The organism is Rhodovulum marinum (assembly GCF_004343075.1).
GTDB lineage: Bacteria > Pseudomonadota > Alphaproteobacteria > Rhodobacterales > Rhodobacteraceae > Rhodovulum > Rhodovulum marinum.
In genome coordinates, this window is record NZ_SLXP01000002.1 from 146,561 (window position 1) to 161,670 (window position 15,110).

A 15,110-nucleotide genomic window follows, 5' to 3' on the forward strand; every position below is an offset into this window, starting at 1 on the left:
GTTTTTAAATTCTGTACAAGCCGGGTTTTCAACTAGCAAGCGTCATCGGCATCCCGCCGCCAGATTCGGGAGAAAATTATGCAAACCAAGTCTCCGATCCGGGATTTGCAGCACATCCCCGCCGCGCTTCAGCCGCTGATGAGCGCGCTGTGCGAGGTCGGCGCAGACCTTTCGAACACGATCCAGCGCGGTCCCCTGGGCGGCGCCCTGGGCGCCGAGGTGGGGTCGAACACCGATGGCGACACGCAAAAGGCCCTGGACGTGATGGCCGACGAGGCCTTTGCCCGCCGCCTGGCCCAGGCCGATGTGCGCTGGTACGCGTCCGAGGAACAGGACAGCGTCGTCGAGCTGGACCCCAAGGGCCGCTACGCGCTGGCGATCGACCCGCTGGACGGGTCGTCGAACATCGACGTGAACGTGTCGATCGGCACGATCTTCTCGATCTTCGAGGCCAAGGACGAGGGCAACGCCAGTTTCCTGCGCCCCGCCAGCGAGCAGATCGGCGGCGGCTATATCATCTACGGGCCGCAGACCATGCTGGTCGTGACCTTCGGCAAGGGCACGCAGGAATACCTGCTGGACCCCGACTCCAAGCAGTTCGTCCTGGTGCAAGAGGCCGTGCGCGTGCCCGAAACCGCCAGCGAATTCGCGATCAACGCGTCGAACTACCGCCACTGGGCCAAGCCCGTGCGCGCCTATATCGACGACTGCCTGGCGGGCGAGGAAGGCCCGCGGGGCAAGCGGTTCAACATGCGCTGGGTCGCCTCGCTGGTGGCCGAGACGCACCGCATCATCAGCCGGGGCGGCGTGTTCCTGTACCCGTCGGATTCGCGCAAGGGCTATGAACAGGGCCGGCTGCGCATGGTCTATGAATGCGCCCCCATCGCCTTTGTCGTCGAACAGGCGGGCGGCGCGGCCACCGATGCGCAGGATCGCATCCTGGACAAGACCGCGTCCGAACTGCATGCCCGCACACCGTTCGTCTTCGGCTCCACCGACAAGGTCAGCCGGGTCGCGGCCTATCACGATCTGCCCGAGCAGGAAGTCAACGCCCTGTTCGGCAACCGCGGCCTGTTCCGCGTCTGAGTTCTGGGAGGAAAGCCATGAGCAAGAAACACCCGATCATCTCGGTTACCGGCTCTTCCGGGGCCGGCACCTCGACCGTCAAGCACACTTTCGACCAGATCTTCCGCCGCGAGGGCGTGAAGGCGGTGTCGATCGAGGGCGACGCGTTCCACCGGTTCAACCGCAAGGACATGAAGGCGGAGCTGGACCGGCGCTATGCCGAGGGCGATTACACGTTCAGCCATTTCAGCTATGAGGCCAACGAGCTGGCCGAGCTGGAAAACGTGTTCCGCCAATATGGCGAGACCGGCACCGGCCGCACGCGCACCTATGTGCACGACAACGACGAGGCCGAGAAATACGGCGTGCCGCCGGGCGAGTTCACCGAGTGGGCGCCGTTCGAGGACGGCTCGGACATCCTGTTCTACGAGGGGCTGCACGGCGCGGTGGTGAACGACGAGGTGAACCTGCCGAAATACGCCGACCTGAAGATCGGGGTGGTGCCGGTCATCAACCTGGAATGGATCCAGAAGATCCACCGCGACCGCGAGCGGCGCGGTTACACCACCGAGGCGGTGACCGACACGATCCTGCGCCGGATGCATGCCTATGTGCATTGCATCATCCCGCAATTCACCGAAACCGACATCAACTTTCAGCGGGTGCCGGTGGTGGATACCTCGAACCCGCTGGTCGCGCGCTGGATTCCCACCGCCGACGAAAGCCTGGTGGTGATCCGGTTCAAGAACCCGCGGGGGATCGACTTCTCCTACCTGGTGTCGATGATCCAGGGATCGTGGATGAGCCGGGCGAATTCCATCGTGATCCCCGGCGGCAAGCTGGACCTCGCGATGCAGCTGATCCTGACGCCGATGATCGAGCGTCTGGTTTCCGAATCGAAACGCGCCTGAGGAGGGCAGACCCCATGAACGCCCCGACCAAGATCGACACAAGCGCCGAAGCGCTGATGGCCAACGCGATCCGCGTGCTGACCATGGACGCGGTGCAGGCCGCCAATTCCGGCCACCCGGGCATGCCGATGGGCATGGCCGACGTGGCCGCCGTTCTGTACAACCGTTTCCTGAACGTCGACCCGTCCACTCCGAACTGGCAGGATCGCGACCGCTTCGTGCTGTCGGCGGGCCATGGCTCGATGCTGATCTATTCGATCAACCACATGCTGGGCTATGCCGACATGGACATGGACCAGGTGCGCAACTTCCGGCAGATGGGCTATCGCACCGCCGGGCACCCGGAATACGGCCATGCCGACGGGATCGAGACCACCACCGGCCCGCTGGGCCAGGGGGTGACCACGGCGGTGGGCATGGCGCTGGCCGAACGGATGCACAATGCGCGGTTCGGCGACGACCTGGTGGATCACTATACCTACGTGATCGCCGGCGACGGCTGCCTGATGGAGGGCATCAGCCACGAGGCGATCGACATGGCGGGCCACTGGGGCCTGGGCCGGATGATCCTGCTGTGGGACGACAACAAGATCACCATCGACGGGTCCACCGACCTGTCGACCTCGACCGACCAGAAGGCGCGGTTCGCCGCCGCCAAGTGGCACGTGCAGGAGGTCGACGGCCATGACCGCGAGGCGGTGGCCAAGGCGATCGAGGCGGCGAAGGCCGACCCGCGCCCCTCGCTGATCGCGTGCAAGACGGTGATCGGCCAGGGCGCGCCCAACAAGGCGGGCAGCCACAAGGTGCACGGCGCGCCGCTGGGCGCCGAGGAAATCGCCGCCACGCGCGAGGCGCTGGGCTGGACCTGGGACGCCTTCACCCTGCCGCAGGAGGTCTATGACGCCTGGGGGGCGGTCGCGGCCCGCGGCAAGGCCGCGCGCGAAGCCTGGGAGGCGCGGCTGGCCGCGTCGGACAAGGCCGAGGCGTTCAAGGCCTCGATCTCGGCGCCCGATGCCGATGCGCTGGCCAAGGCCATCGACGCCTACAAGGCCAAGCTGTCGGCCGAGGCGCCCAAGGTGGCCACGCGCAAGGCATCGGAAATGGCGCTGGACGTGGTCAACGCCACGCTGCCCAACACCGCGGGCGGGTCGGCCGACCTGACGGGGTCGAACCTGACGCTGACCAAGGGCATGGGGCCCGTGTCGAAGGACAATTACGGCGGCAGCTACATCCATTACGGCATCCGCGAATTCGGCATGTCGGCGGTGATGAACGGGATCACGCTGCACAAGGGGTTCGTGGCCTATGGCGGCACCTTCCTGGTGTTCGCCGATTATGCCCGGCCCGCGATCCGGCTGTCGGCGCTGATGGGCCTGCCGGTGACCTATGTCATGACGCACGATTCCATCGGCCTGGGCGAGGACGGCCCGACCCACCAGCCGGTGGAACACCTGGCCAGCTTCCGCGCGATGCCGAACGTCAACGTGATGCGCCCCGCCGACGTGGTGGAAACCGCCGAATGCTGGGAAATCGCGGCCACCTCGGAAAGCACGCCCGCGCTGATGGCGCTGTCGCGGCAGAACCTGCCCTGCCTGCGGACCGAGCACGTCTCGGAAAACCGTTCCGCGAAGGGCGCCTATGTCCTGCGCGAGGCCGAGGGCGCGCGCGACGTCACGCTGATCGCCACCGGGTCCGAGGTGGAAATCGCCATGAACGCGGCCGACCTGCTGGCCGCCGACGGCATCAAGGCGGCGGTCGTCTCGGCCCCCTGTTTCGAGCTTTTCGCCGCGCAGGATGACGCTTACAAGGCATCCGTGCTGGGCGCGGCGCCCCGCGTGGGTGTCGAGGCGGCCGTCGAACAGGGCTGGGGCCCGCTTCTGGGCCAGAACGCGGCCTTCGTCGGCATGTCCAGCTTCGGCGCCTCGGCGCCGGCAGGTGAACTGTACAAGCATTTCGGCATCACCGCCGAAGCGGTGGCCGCGGCCGCCAAGGGATTGATCAAGTAAGAAGGGTCGGAAATGACAGTCAAAGTTGCAATCAACGGCTTCGGCCGGATCGGGCGGAACGTGCTGCGGGCCATCGTGGAATCGGGCCGCACCGATATCGAGGTGGTCGCGATCAACGACCTGGGCCCGGTGGAAACCAACGCCCACCTGGTGCGCTATGACAGCGTGCATGGCCGGTTCCCGGGCACGGTGACGGTGGACGGCGACACCATCGACGTGGGCCGTGGCCCGATCAAGGTGACGGCGATCCGCGACCCCAAGGAGCTGCCCTGGGGCGACGTGGACATCGCGATGGAATGCACCGGCATCTTCGCCACCCGCGACAAGGCCGCGATGCACCTGGAAAACGGGTCCAAGCGCGTGCTGGTCTCGGCGCCCGCCGACGGCGCGGACAAGACCATCGTCTACGGCGTGAACCATGACACGCTGACCGCCGGCGACACGGTCGTGTCGAACGCGTCCTGCACCACCAACTGCCTGAGCCCGGTGGCCAAGGCGCTGAACGACGCGATCGGCATCAATCGCGGTTTCATGACCACGATCCACAGCTATACCGGCGACCAGCCGACGCTGGACACGATGCACAAGGACCTGTACCGCGCCCGCGCCGCGGCGATGAGCATGATCCCGACCTCGACGGGGGCTGCCAAGGCCGTGGGCCTGGTGCTGCCGGAACTGAAGGGCAAGCTGGACGGCGTCGCGATCCGGGTGCCCACGCCGAACGTGTCGGTCGTGGACCTGGTGTTCGAGGCCAGCCGCCCGACCACCGTGGAAGAGGTCAACGCCGCGATCCGTGCGGCCGCCGACGGCCCGATGAAGGGCATCCTGGGCTATACCGATCAGCCCAATGTCAGCGTCGATTTCAACCACGACCCGCATTCGTCGGTCTTCCACATGGACCAGACCAAGGTCATGGACGGCACCATGGTGCGCATCCTGACCTGGTATGACAACGAGTGGGGCTTCTCGAACCGCATGTCGGACACGGCTGTGGCGATGGGGGCGCTGATCTGATGGCGTTGACGCCCCTGACATCGCTGGATGTTGCGGGCAAGCGCCTGGCGGTCAGGGCCGACCTGAACGTGCCGCTGAGTGCCGACGGGGTGGGCGATGCCACGCGCATCGCCCGTTTCGCCCGCGGCATGAAACCGCTCCTGGACCAGGGCGCGCGGATCGTCGTCCTGACCCATCTGGGCCGGCCGAACGGCGAATTGACCCCGGCGTTGACGACCGAGCGGCTGAAACCCGCGCTGGAGCGGGAACTGGGCCGGCCGGTCCTGTTCAACGACACCTGTGTCGGCCCCCTTGTCGAGCGGCGCGGCGAAGCGTTGCAGCCGGGCGAGGTCCTGCTTTGCGAGAACCTGCGCTTCGAGCGGGGCGAGGAGACGAACGATCCCCGGCTGGGGGCACAGCTGGCCAGCCTGGGCGAAATCTATGTCAACGACGCGTTTTCCTGTTGCCACCGGGAACATGCCTCGACCACGGCGGCGGTCCTGGCGGCCGACCGGGTGGCGGCGGGGCCGCTGTTGCTGGAGGAGCTGGCCGCGCTGGAGGGCGCGCTGGACGAGCCGCAACCGCCCTCGGTCGCGCTGATCGGCGGGGGGTCGGTGGCGCCGCGGCTGAACGTGCTGAAGCGGCTGGTGCCCAAGATCAACACCATCCTTCTGGGCGGCGGCATCGCCAACGCCTTTCTGTTCGCGCGCGGCTATTCCATCGGCCGGTCCTTCATCGAGCCCGAATATGCCGATGACATCCTGGAGATCGCCGCCCTGGCCCAGGTGGCGGGCTGCCGGATCGTGACGCCGGAGGATTTCGTCGTCGCGGGATTCCAGCGGACGGGGATCAATTGCTATCCGGTGCCGCTGGGCGGGATCCGCGCGAACCGGCGCATCCTGGATATCGGGCCGAACACCATCGCCCGCTATCAGGCCATCCTGAAAAGCGCGCGCACGATCCTGTGGAACGGCCCCGTGGGCACCTACGAGACCAGGCCGTTCGACGCGGGCACCAACGCGCTGGCGCAGTCGGTGGCGGAACTGACGCGGTCGGGGCTGGCGGTGTCGGTGGCCGGCGGCGGCGACACGCTGGTGGCGCTGAACCGGACCGGCGTCGCGCATGACTTTACCCATGTCTCCACCGCCGGTGGGGCCTTTCTCGAATGGCTGGAGGGTCGGCGGATGCCCGGCCTCGACGCCCTGGAACACAAAGCACACGCAGCCTGACGGAGGATTTGATGGCGCTTATCACGATGCGGCAATTGCTGGACCACGCGGCCGAACAGGGCTACGGCGTGCCGGCCTTCAACATCAACAACATGGAACAGGGCCTGGCGATCATGAAGGCGGCGCAGAAATGCGACGCGCCGGTGATCATGCAGGCCAGCCGCGGCGCGCGGTCCTATGCCGGCGACATCATGCTGCGCCACATGATCCAGGCGCTGTCCGAGATGTTCCCGTCGATCCCGATCTGCATGCACCAGGACCACGGCAACAACGAGGCGACCTGCCTGAGCGCCATCAAGCACGGCTTCACCAGCGTGATGATGGACGGCTCGCTGAAGGAAGACATGAAGACGCCCGCCGACTGGGATTACAACGTGCGCATCACCAAGGCCGTGGCCGACATGGCCCATTGGGTCGGGGCCTCGGTCGAGGGCGAGCTGGGCGTTCTGGGCAGCCTGGAAACCGGCGAAGCCGCGAAAGAGGACGGTTCGGGCGCGGAAGGAAAACTCAGCCACGACCAACTGCTGACCGACCCGGACGAGGCCAAGGAATTCGTCAAGCTGACCAAGGTCGACGCGCTGGCCATTGCCTGCGGCACCAGCCACGGCGCCTACAAGTTCAGCTCCAAGCCGACGGGCGACACGCTGGCGATCAAGCGGATCGAGGAAATCCACGCCAAGATCCCGAACGTGCACCTGGTGATGCACGGCTCCTCGTCCGTTCCGCAATACCTGCAGGACCTGATCAACGAGTCGGGCGGCGAGATGCCCCAGACCTACGGCGTGCCGGTCGAGGAGATCGAGCGCGGCATCAAGTCGGGCGTGCGCAAGGTCAACATCGACACCGACAACCGGATGGCCCTGACCGGCCAGTTCCGCAAGGTCGCCAAGGACAAGCCCAAGGAATTCGACCCGCGTAAATTCATGATCCCCGCGATGGAAGAGATGACCAAGCTGTGCCTGGACCGGTTCGAACGGTTCGGCACCGCGGGCAACGCGTCGAAGATCAAGGTGATCGACATGGACGAGATGGCCAAGCGCTATGCCGACGGGACGCTTGACCCGGTGACCTGACGACAAGGGGGTGGCCCGGCGCCGGAAACCGCCGGGCCACCCTGCCCCACACGGAAACGCGCGATATTCGGAACCAGACCCCCTCGGGAGGAGAAACCAATGGACCAGTCGAACCGCTATGCGCGTCTCGATCTTGACGAAAAAGACCTGATCGCCGGCGGGCGCCACGTGCTGTGCGCCTATATCATGAAACCCAAGCCCGGCTATGGCGACTACCTGTCGGTGGCGGCCCATTTCGCCGCCGAAAGCTCGACCGGCACGAATGTCGAGGTCTGCACCACCGACGAGTTCACCAAGGGCGTCGACGCGCTGGTCTATGAAATCGACCCCGAGCGCGAGATCATGAAGATCGCCTATCCGATCGAGCTGTTCGACCGGAACATCATCGACGGGCGGGCGATGCTGTGTTCGTTCCTGACGCTGACCATCGGCAACAACCAGGGCATGGGCGATGTCGAATACGCCAAGATGCACGATTTCTACGTGCCGCCCGCCTATCTGCGGCTGTTCGACGGCCCGGCGATGAACATCGCCGACATGTGGCGCGTGCTGGGCCGTGACGTGACCGATGGCGGCATGGTCGTGGGCACGATCATCAAGCCGAAGCTGGGCCTGCGCCCGCAGCCCTTTGCCGATGCCTGCTATGAATTCTGGCTGGGCGGCGATTTCATCAAGAACGACGAACCGCAAGGCAACCAGGTCTTTGCGCCGCTGAAAGAGACGATCCGGCTGGTCGCCGACGCGATGAAGCGGGCGCAGGACGAGACCGGCGAGGCGAAACTGTTCTCGGCCAACATCACCGCGGACGACCCGTTCGAGATGATCGCGCGCGGCGAATACATCCTGGAGACCTTTGGCGAGAACGCCGATCACGTGGCCTTCCTGGTGGATGGTTACGTGACCGGCCCGGCCGCGATCACCACCTGCCGCCGGCAGTTCCCGCGCCAGTTCCTGCATTACCACCGCGCGGGCCACGGCGCCGTCACCTCGCCTCAGTCGATGCGCGGCTATACCGCCTTCGTGCTGTCGAAGATGTCGCGCCTGCAGGGCGCGTCGGGCATCCACACCGGCACCATGGGCTTCGGCAAGATGGAGGGCGACGCGGCCGACAAGGACATGGCGTTCATGCTGGAGCGCGACAGCGCCCAGGGGCCGTTCTACCCGCAGGAATGGCTGGGCATGAAGCCGACCACCCCGATCATTTCGGGCGGCATGAACGCGCTGCGGCTGCCGGGCTTCTTCGACAACCTGGGCCATTCCAACATCATCCAGACCTCGGGCGGGGGCGCCTTCGGGCACCTGGATGGCGGCACGGCGGGGGCGAAATCCCTGCGCCAGGCGCATGACGCGTGGAAATCGGGCGTCGACCTGGTGGACTACGCGAAGGAACACCGGGAACTGGCGCGCGCCTTCGAAAGCTTCCAGAACGATGCCAACCGGCTGTACCCGGGCTGGCAGGAGAAGCTGGGCGTGGTCGCGGCCGCGGAATGATCCCCGGCGCGGCGCCTGCTATGGCGCCGCGCCCCCATCACCCCATCGGGAGGAAACCCAAGATGTTCGACCGTTCCATCAAGATCGCGCCGTCGATCCTGTCGGCCGATTTCGCCAATTTCGGCCAGGAGATCCAGGCCATCGAGGCGCAGGGCGCCGACTGGGTGCATGTCGACGTGATGGACGGGCATTTCGTCCCGAACCTGACCTTCGGCCCGCCCGCGGTGAAGGCGTTCCGCCCGCATGTGAAGACCTTCATGGACGTGCACCTGATGATCGCGCCGGTGGACCCCTATATCGAGGCCTATGCCGAGGCGGGCGCCGACATGATCGTCGCCCATTGGGAGGCGGGGCCGCACCCCCACCGGACCTTGCAGGCGATCAAGGCGACGGGCACGAAATGCGGCATCAGCCTGAACCCCGGCACGCCTGCGAACGTGATCTCCGAGCTTCTGGACCTGGTGGACATGGTCCTGGTGATGAGCGTGAACCCCGGCTTCGGCGGGCAGAAGTTCATCCCGTCGAGCGTGCACAAGGTCGCGCAGATCCGCGAGATGATCGGGGATCGCGAGATCCACATCCAGGTGGATGGCGGGGTCGACCCGACGACGGTGGGCCCGCTGGTCGCGGCCGGGGCGGATTGCTTCGTCGCGGGCTCGGCGGTGTTCAAGGGCGGGTCGGTCGACACCCCCGAGGTCTATGGCCGGAACATCCGCGCGATCCGCGAGGCCGCGGAGGCCGCGCAACAGGCCGCCTGAGCGCGCGCCCTGCCCCGATTGAGCACCGCCCGGGCCGCCAGCCCGGGCGGTTTTTCATGCGCCGGGGGGGGGCGGTTTTTCCCGGCCCGGCGCGGCCAGCGGCGGAATGACGCGCCGGGATTAAATACCGTCGCATACAGAACCGGGAATTCCGATTTGTGATAGTTGGAAATGGGATGCGAAGTCATACAAATTCAGAGGATTGAAATCAGGTCTTTTTTCTGGAAAAGCTGAAAACGAACCGTCCCTTGCGCGGCCAAGACCGGACAAAGCGTTTCCAAATCCTTTCCCGAGCCACGCGCATTCTGCATGGCGGGTTTTCCAAAACCCCAATGGTTTTTTCTGCACCGCAGAATTATTTTAATCCGATCATCGGTCGCGCCGATCCCCATCCTTTGCATGCGACCGCTACCGGATTGGAGCCGAGATGAAACCGCTTATCCTGTCCACGATCGCCGCCTTCGCCCTTGCCGCCCCGGCACTGGCCGGCGACGTCACCCTGACCGTCCCGTTCGAGGGCTATCGGCTGAGCACCGGCAATGTCGACATGATCGCCTATCAGACCGACCTGGGCGATGGCGGCTACGAGGTGACGGCCTATGTCCGCGCCCGCGACGCCTATTCCCAGCCCGAGCGCGTGATGATGCGCCTGGAAGATCGCGACAGTGTCACCTTTGCGATGCCGTCCGAACCGCGCATCCTGTACACCTTTGCGCGCAAGGCCGAACTGGTGACGGTGACCTCGCGGCAGGTGCCGCTGGAACTGGCCTCGAACTGAGGCCGCGACCGCCCGGCGGAGGGGCCCGGAACCGGGCCTGACCTCTGGCGTTACAGATATGAATGTGACTATGCTTCGGGCACAAGGGAGGACCCGAAGCATGATCCGCAACGCAGTTTTCTGTGCCTTGCTGGCCGCACCCGCGCTTGCCAGCGAGGACATCCCCGACCAATACCCGCAATCGGTGCTGTATTCGAAGCCCGTCGAGGTGATCCCGCATGTCTTTTCGGCGATCGGGGCGACGGCGCCGCCGACCTATGAAAACGCGGGCCACAACAACAACCTGTCCTTCATCGTGACCGGCGACGGGGTGATCGTCGTGAATGGCGGCGCCAACGCGAAGCTGGCCGCGGCGCTGCATGATGAAATCAGGGCCGTGACCGACCAGCCGGTGAAACTGGTCATCAACGAGAACGGCCAGGGCCACGCCATGCTGGGCAACAGCTATTGGGCGGCGCAGGGGGTGGATATCCTCGCCCATGAAGAGGCCAAGAAGGTGTTCGAGGACAACGCCTTTCAGATCCTCGAAGGGATGAAGCGATACGCCCGCGAGAATGCCGAGGGCACCGAGGCGATCGGCCCCAACATCACCTTCACCGACCGTTACGACATCGAGATGGGCGGGATGAAGATCGAGGTGCTGTACCTGGGCCCGGCCCATTCCGAGGGCGATATCTCGGTCTGGCTGCCCGAGGAAAAGCTGGTGATCGCGGGCGACGTGGCGTTCCACGAACGCATGCCGCCGATTTTCGCCGAAACCTGCACGTCCTGCTGGATCGAGACCTGGGAAACCGCGTTCGAACCGCTGGGCGCGCTGTATGTCATTCCGGGCCATGGGCACCCGACGAACATGGCCCAGGTGCGCCGTTACACGCATGATTACCTGACCTATCTACGCGGCAAGATCGGCGACCACCTGGATGCTGGCGGTTCGTTGGATGATGCCTATTATGTCGACCAAAGCCCCTATGCCCACCTGGACACGTTCGAGGAACTGGCGACCAAGAACGCGGGCGTCGTCTATACGGAAATGGAGTTCGAATAATGGCCGTTTCGACCCCCATCTGCGATTTCGGCTGGAAGGCCCCGGATTTCGCGTTGCCCGGCACGGACGGGAAAACCTGGACACGGGAGGACGTGCGCGGGCTGAACGGCACGCTGATCATGTTCATCTGCAACCATTGCCCCTATGTGATCGCGGTGCGCGACCGGATCATCCGCGACGCGAAGGACCTGCAGGCCATGGGCATCGGGGTCGCGGCGATCAGTTCGAACGACGCGGACACCTATCCCGATGACAGCTTTGACAACATGAAACGCATCGCGCGGGAACTGGACCTTCCCTTCCCGTATCTCTACGACGAGGACCAGTCGGTCGCGCGGGCCTATGACGCCGTCTGCACCCCGGATTTCTTCGGCTTCGATGCCGGGCTGGGGTTGCAGTATCGCGGCCGGCTGGATGCCTCGCGCAAGGAGGCGGGTCCGCCCGACCTGCGCCGCGACCTGTACGAGGCGATGAAACTGGTGGCCGAAACCGGCCATGGACCACGTGAGCAGATCCCGTCGATGGGCTGCTCGATCAAATGGAAGGACGCCGCGTGAAGAAGGCCATCATCTTCGACCTCGACGGGACGCTGATCGACAGCGCGCCCGATATCCATGCCGCCGTGAACAAGACGCTGGCCGAGACCGGCGATGGCGAACTGGATCTGGCCACCGTCCGCAGTTTCATCGGCAACGGAGTCAAGGTGCTGATCGAGCGCGTGATCGAGGCGCGCGGGCTGGATGCGTCGCGTCATGGCGCCATGCTTGAGACGTTCCTGAAGCATTACGAGGCCGACCCGGCAACGCTGACCACGCTGTATCCGGGCGTCCCGGATGCGCTGGAGCAGTTCCGCGACGAGGGCTGGGCGATGGGCGTGTGCACCAACAAGCCCGAGGGGCCGAGCCGCGACATCCTGAAGGCCTTTGGCATCGACGGGTTCTTCGGCGCGGTGGTCGGCGGCGACACGCTGGAGGTCAACAAGCCCGATCCGGCGATGGCGCTGGCGGCCAAGGACCGGCTGGGCGCGGATGTGGCCGTTTACGTGGGCGACAGCGAGATCGACGCGGAATGCGCCTGGAAGGCGGGGATGCGGTTTGCCCTGTTCACCGAGGGCTATCACAAGGCCGAGGACGTGGACGACATTCCGCAGGATGCGCGGTTTTCCGATTTCGACGTGCTGGTGGCGATCGTCGCGCGGCTGGCCGACGAGCTGCGATGACGCTGAAGGCCCTGATCTTCGACGTCGACGGCACGCTGGCGGAAACCGAGGAGGCGCATCGCCAGGCCTTTAACGAAACCTTCGCGGCCCGGGGCCTGGACTGGCACTGGGACCGCGCGGACTATCGCCGCCTGCTGGCCACCACGGGCGGCAAGGAGCGGATGCGCGCCTTTCAGGCGGAGTTGCCCGAGGGCGCGCGCCGGTTGTCCGACGACGAGATCGCGGCGCTGCATGCCGAAAAGACCGCGCGCTATGGCGAGATCCTGGCGTCGGGCGGGCTGGCGCTGCGGCCGGGGGTTGCGGAGCTGGTGGAGCTGGCGCGCGAGGCGGAACTGGGGCTGGCGGTGGCGACCACGACGAACCGGCCCAATGTCGAGGCGCTGACGCAATGTTGCTGGGGCAAGCCGGCCGAACAGGTTTTCGACGTGATCGCCGCGGGCGACGAGGTGGCGGCGAAGAAGCCCGCCCCCGATGTCTATCGCCTGGCGCTGGCCCGTCTTGGCCTGCCGCCGCGCGAGTGCATCGCCTTCGAGGACAGCCATAACGGGCTGGTTTCGGCCACGCGGGCGGGGCTGGCGGTGATCGTGACGCCAAGTGCCTATACCGACCACGAGGCGTTCGGGGGCGCGGCCCATTGCGTGCCGTCGCTGGCGCGCCCCGACTGGCCGCCGATCCTGCGGGCGGTGCTGCTGGGCCACTGAGGGCCCGGCGGCGCGGCCCCTAGCGCAGCGACAGGAACCGCTTGCCGGTGCGCAGCCGCATCCTGGGTTTGCGGCGCGAGATCATCGGGATGTACATGAACGACGACAGCGGCGTCGGCCAGTCGGTGTTCAACTCGGTCGTCGAGGCCTTGCGCGAGACCATCGGAAGCCCGAAGAAATCCGAGAACGGCGTCGCGCTGCTTTTCGAGAGATCCCAGGTGTAATCGCTCATCACGTAGTCGAAGGGGGCGACGCTCTGGATGAAGCGGCTGTCGGTCTTGGCTGCCATGGGGGTTTCCTTTCGCCTTTGCCCTGCCCGATTGCGCATCAGGGTACATCAGCGCGCCCCCGCGCGGAAGGTGCGCGAATCGCGCAGGGGGCGGCGTGGGCTGTCAGGCCGTGGGCAGGCGCGATTCGACCATGCCGGCGAACCACGAACAGCCGAAGGGGATCGCGTCGTCCGAGAAATTGTATTCGGGGTGGTGGACCATGGCCGTGTCGCCGTTGCCCACGAAGATATAGGCCCCGGGGCGTTCGTTCAGCATGTAGCTGAAATCCTCGCCCCCCATCATCGGCGCGGTGTCGGGGGTGGGCTGACCCGAGATCGCCTCGGCCACGCTGGCCGCGAACCCGGTCTGGTCGGGGGCGTTGCGGGTGACGGGATAGCCGCGGCGATAGTCGATCTGCACCCGCGCGCCAAAGGCCGCGGCGGTGGCCTGGGCGATGGCCTTGACGCGGTCCTCGGCCAGGTCGCGGACGTCCTCCTCCAGCGTGCGGACGGTGCCTTTCAGCAGCACGGTCTGGGGAATGACGTTATGCGCCTGGGAATCGGTGCGGAAGGTGCAGACCGAGACGACCACCTGTTTCAGCGGGTCGATATTGCGCGAGGCGATGGATTGCAGGGCGACGACGATGTGGGACGCCACCAGAGTGGTGTCGATGCAGTCATGGGGTTTCGCGGCATGCCCGCCCTTGCCGGTCACCACGATGTCGAATTCGTCGGTGGCGGCCATGATCGGGCCGGGGCGGATCGCGAAGCTGCCCACGGGAAGCCCCGGCATGTTGTGCATGCCATAGACCTCGTCGATACCGAAGCGGTCCATCAGACCGTCCTCGACCATGGCCTTGCCCCCCGCGCCGCCCTCTTCGGCAGGCTGGAAGATGACCACGGCGGTGCCGTCGAAATTGCGTGTCTCGGCCAGGTATTTCGCCGCCCCCAGCAGCATCGCGGTATGCCCGTCATGGCCGCAGGCATGCATCTTGCCGGGATGCGTGCTGGCATAGGGCAGCCCGGTCGCCTCGGTGATGGGCAGGGCGTCCATGTCGGCGCGCAGCCCGATCGCCCGGCCCCTGGTGTCGGTGCGGCCCCGGATCACGCCCACGACACCGCTGCGCCCGATCCCCTCGACCACCTCGTCGCAGCCGAAGGTGCGCAGCTTATCCGCCACGAGGGCAGAGGTGCGCGGCAGGTCGTACATCAGTTCGGGGTGGGCGTGGATGTCGCGGCGCCATTCGGCGATCTCGTCCTGCAGCTCGGCCAGGCGGTTCTTGACGGGCATTCGGGGTCACTCCTTGGGGTGGTCACGCAAGGCGCGCGGGGAAAGCGGGCCGGCCACCTGGGCGCAGGGTGGGGCCCGGACCGGCGAAGGTCAAGCGGGCCCGCGCGGATGTGATGCTGGCGGGAGGATCCGGCGAAAAAGAACGTCCGTGCGGGGCGCGGGGGCGCGGTCGGTACGGCGATCCGCGGCCATCGCGGGGGCGGAACGCGCGTTCCCGGTGCGGCGCGCGGCGGCGAACCGGGTTCCGGCCGCAGGGGGGCCGCGCCCGGGTGCGGGGCTTGA

Annotated in this window: 15 protein-coding genes; 13 read left to right on the top strand and 2 right to left on the bottom strand. The window is 66.2% G+C overall.

From position 1 onward, the window contains the following. Nucleotides 1-78 precede the first annotated feature (78 nt). The 13 genes from EV662_RS03800 (at nt 79) to EV662_RS03860 (ending at nt 13,269) form a co-directional block, all read left to right on the top strand. Entirely contained in the window at nt 79-1,086 is a 1,008-nt protein-coding gene (locus EV662_RS03800; RefSeq protein ID WP_132460817.1) for a class 1 fructose-bisphosphatase, read from the top strand. Between the two features lie 17 nt (nt 1,087-1,103). Beyond that, nucleotides 1,104-1,976, top strand: a complete 873-nt coding sequence (locus EV662_RS03805) for a phosphoribulokinase (RefSeq protein ID WP_132460818.1) — start codon at nt 1,104-1,106, stop codon at nt 1,974-1,976. 14 nt (nt 1,977-1,990) lie between these two features. Next, entirely contained in the window at nt 1,991-3,982 is a 1,992-nt protein-coding gene (tkt, locus tag EV662_RS03810; protein WP_132460819.1) for a transketolase, read from the top strand. 12 nt (nt 3,983-3,994) lie between these two features. Then, nucleotides 3,995-4,996 (top strand): type I glyceraldehyde-3-phosphate dehydrogenase, encoded by a 1,002-nt coding sequence (gene gap / locus EV662_RS03815; RefSeq protein ID WP_132460820.1) that lies wholly within the window; start codon nt 3,995-3,997, stop codon nt 4,994-4,996. After that, nucleotides 4,996-6,204, top strand: a complete 1,209-nt coding sequence (locus EV662_RS03820; protein ID WP_132460821.1) for a phosphoglycerate kinase — start codon at nt 4,996-4,998, stop codon at nt 6,202-6,204. Before gap ends, EV662_RS03820 begins: the two co-directional genes overlap by 1 nt. 11 nt (nt 6,205-6,215) lie before the next feature. After that, a complete protein-coding gene (fba, locus tag EV662_RS03825) occupies nt 6,216-7,277 on the top strand; it encodes a class II fructose-bisphosphate aldolase (protein ID WP_132460822.1) in 1,062 nt (353 codons plus the stop codon). A 99-nt stretch (nt 7,278-7,376) separates the two neighbouring features. After that, nucleotides 7,377-8,768: a ribulose-bisphosphate carboxylase gene (locus tag EV662_RS03830; protein ID WP_132460823.1), complete on the top strand. Its 1,392-nt coding sequence runs from the start codon at nt 7,377-7,379 to the stop codon at nt 8,766-8,768. 62 nt (nt 8,769-8,830) lie between these two features. Then, nucleotides 8,831-9,526 carry a ribulose-phosphate 3-epimerase gene (rpe, locus tag EV662_RS03835; RefSeq protein ID WP_132460824.1) on the top strand — a complete coding sequence of 232 codons (696 nt, stop codon included), beginning with the start codon at nt 8,831-8,833 and terminating at the stop codon, nt 9,524-9,526. A 427-nt stretch (nt 9,527-9,953) separates the two neighbouring features. Then, a complete protein-coding gene (locus EV662_RS03840) occupies nt 9,954-10,304 on the top strand; it encodes a hypothetical protein (RefSeq protein WP_132460825.1) in 351 nt (116 codons plus the stop codon). A 100-nt stretch (nt 10,305-10,404) separates the two neighbouring features. Beyond that, nucleotides 10,405-11,349 carry an MBL fold metallo-hydrolase gene (locus EV662_RS03845; protein WP_207903586.1) on the top strand — a complete coding sequence of 315 codons (945 nt, stop codon included), beginning with the start codon at nt 10,405-10,407 and terminating at the stop codon, nt 11,347-11,349. Next, nucleotides 11,349-11,906: a thioredoxin family protein gene (locus tag EV662_RS03850; RefSeq protein ID WP_132460826.1), complete on the top strand. Its 558-nt coding sequence runs from the start codon at nt 11,349-11,351 to the stop codon at nt 11,904-11,906. The genes EV662_RS03845 and EV662_RS03850 overlap by 1 nt, the downstream gene beginning before the upstream one ends. Next, nucleotides 11,903-12,568, top strand: a complete 666-nt coding sequence (gene gph, locus EV662_RS03855) for a phosphoglycolate phosphatase (RefSeq protein WP_165915510.1) — start codon at nt 11,903-11,905, stop codon at nt 12,566-12,568. The genes EV662_RS03850 and gph overlap by 4 nt, the downstream gene beginning before the upstream one ends. Continuing rightward, entirely contained in the window at nt 12,565-13,269 is a 705-nt protein-coding gene (locus EV662_RS03860) for an HAD family hydrolase (protein ID WP_132460828.1), read from the top strand. Before gph ends, EV662_RS03860 begins: the two co-directional genes overlap by 4 nt. Before the next feature lie 19 nt (nt 13,270-13,288). Here EV662_RS03860 and EV662_RS03865 read toward each other — a convergent pair whose 3' ends face one another. Next, nucleotides 13,289-13,558, bottom strand: coding sequence for a hypothetical protein (locus EV662_RS03865; RefSeq protein ID WP_132460829.1), 270 nt, complete (start codon nt 13,556-13,558; stop codon nt 13,289-13,291). Nucleotides 13,559-13,661: 103 nt separating this feature from the next. Beyond that, the gene (locus EV662_RS03870; RefSeq protein WP_132460830.1) at nt 13,662-14,828 is read right to left on the bottom strand and encodes a M20 aminoacylase family protein; all 1,167 of its coding nucleotides are present in this window, start codon (nt 14,826-14,828) and stop codon (nt 13,662-13,664) included. Between the last annotated feature and the right edge of the window lie 282 nt (nt 14,829-15,110).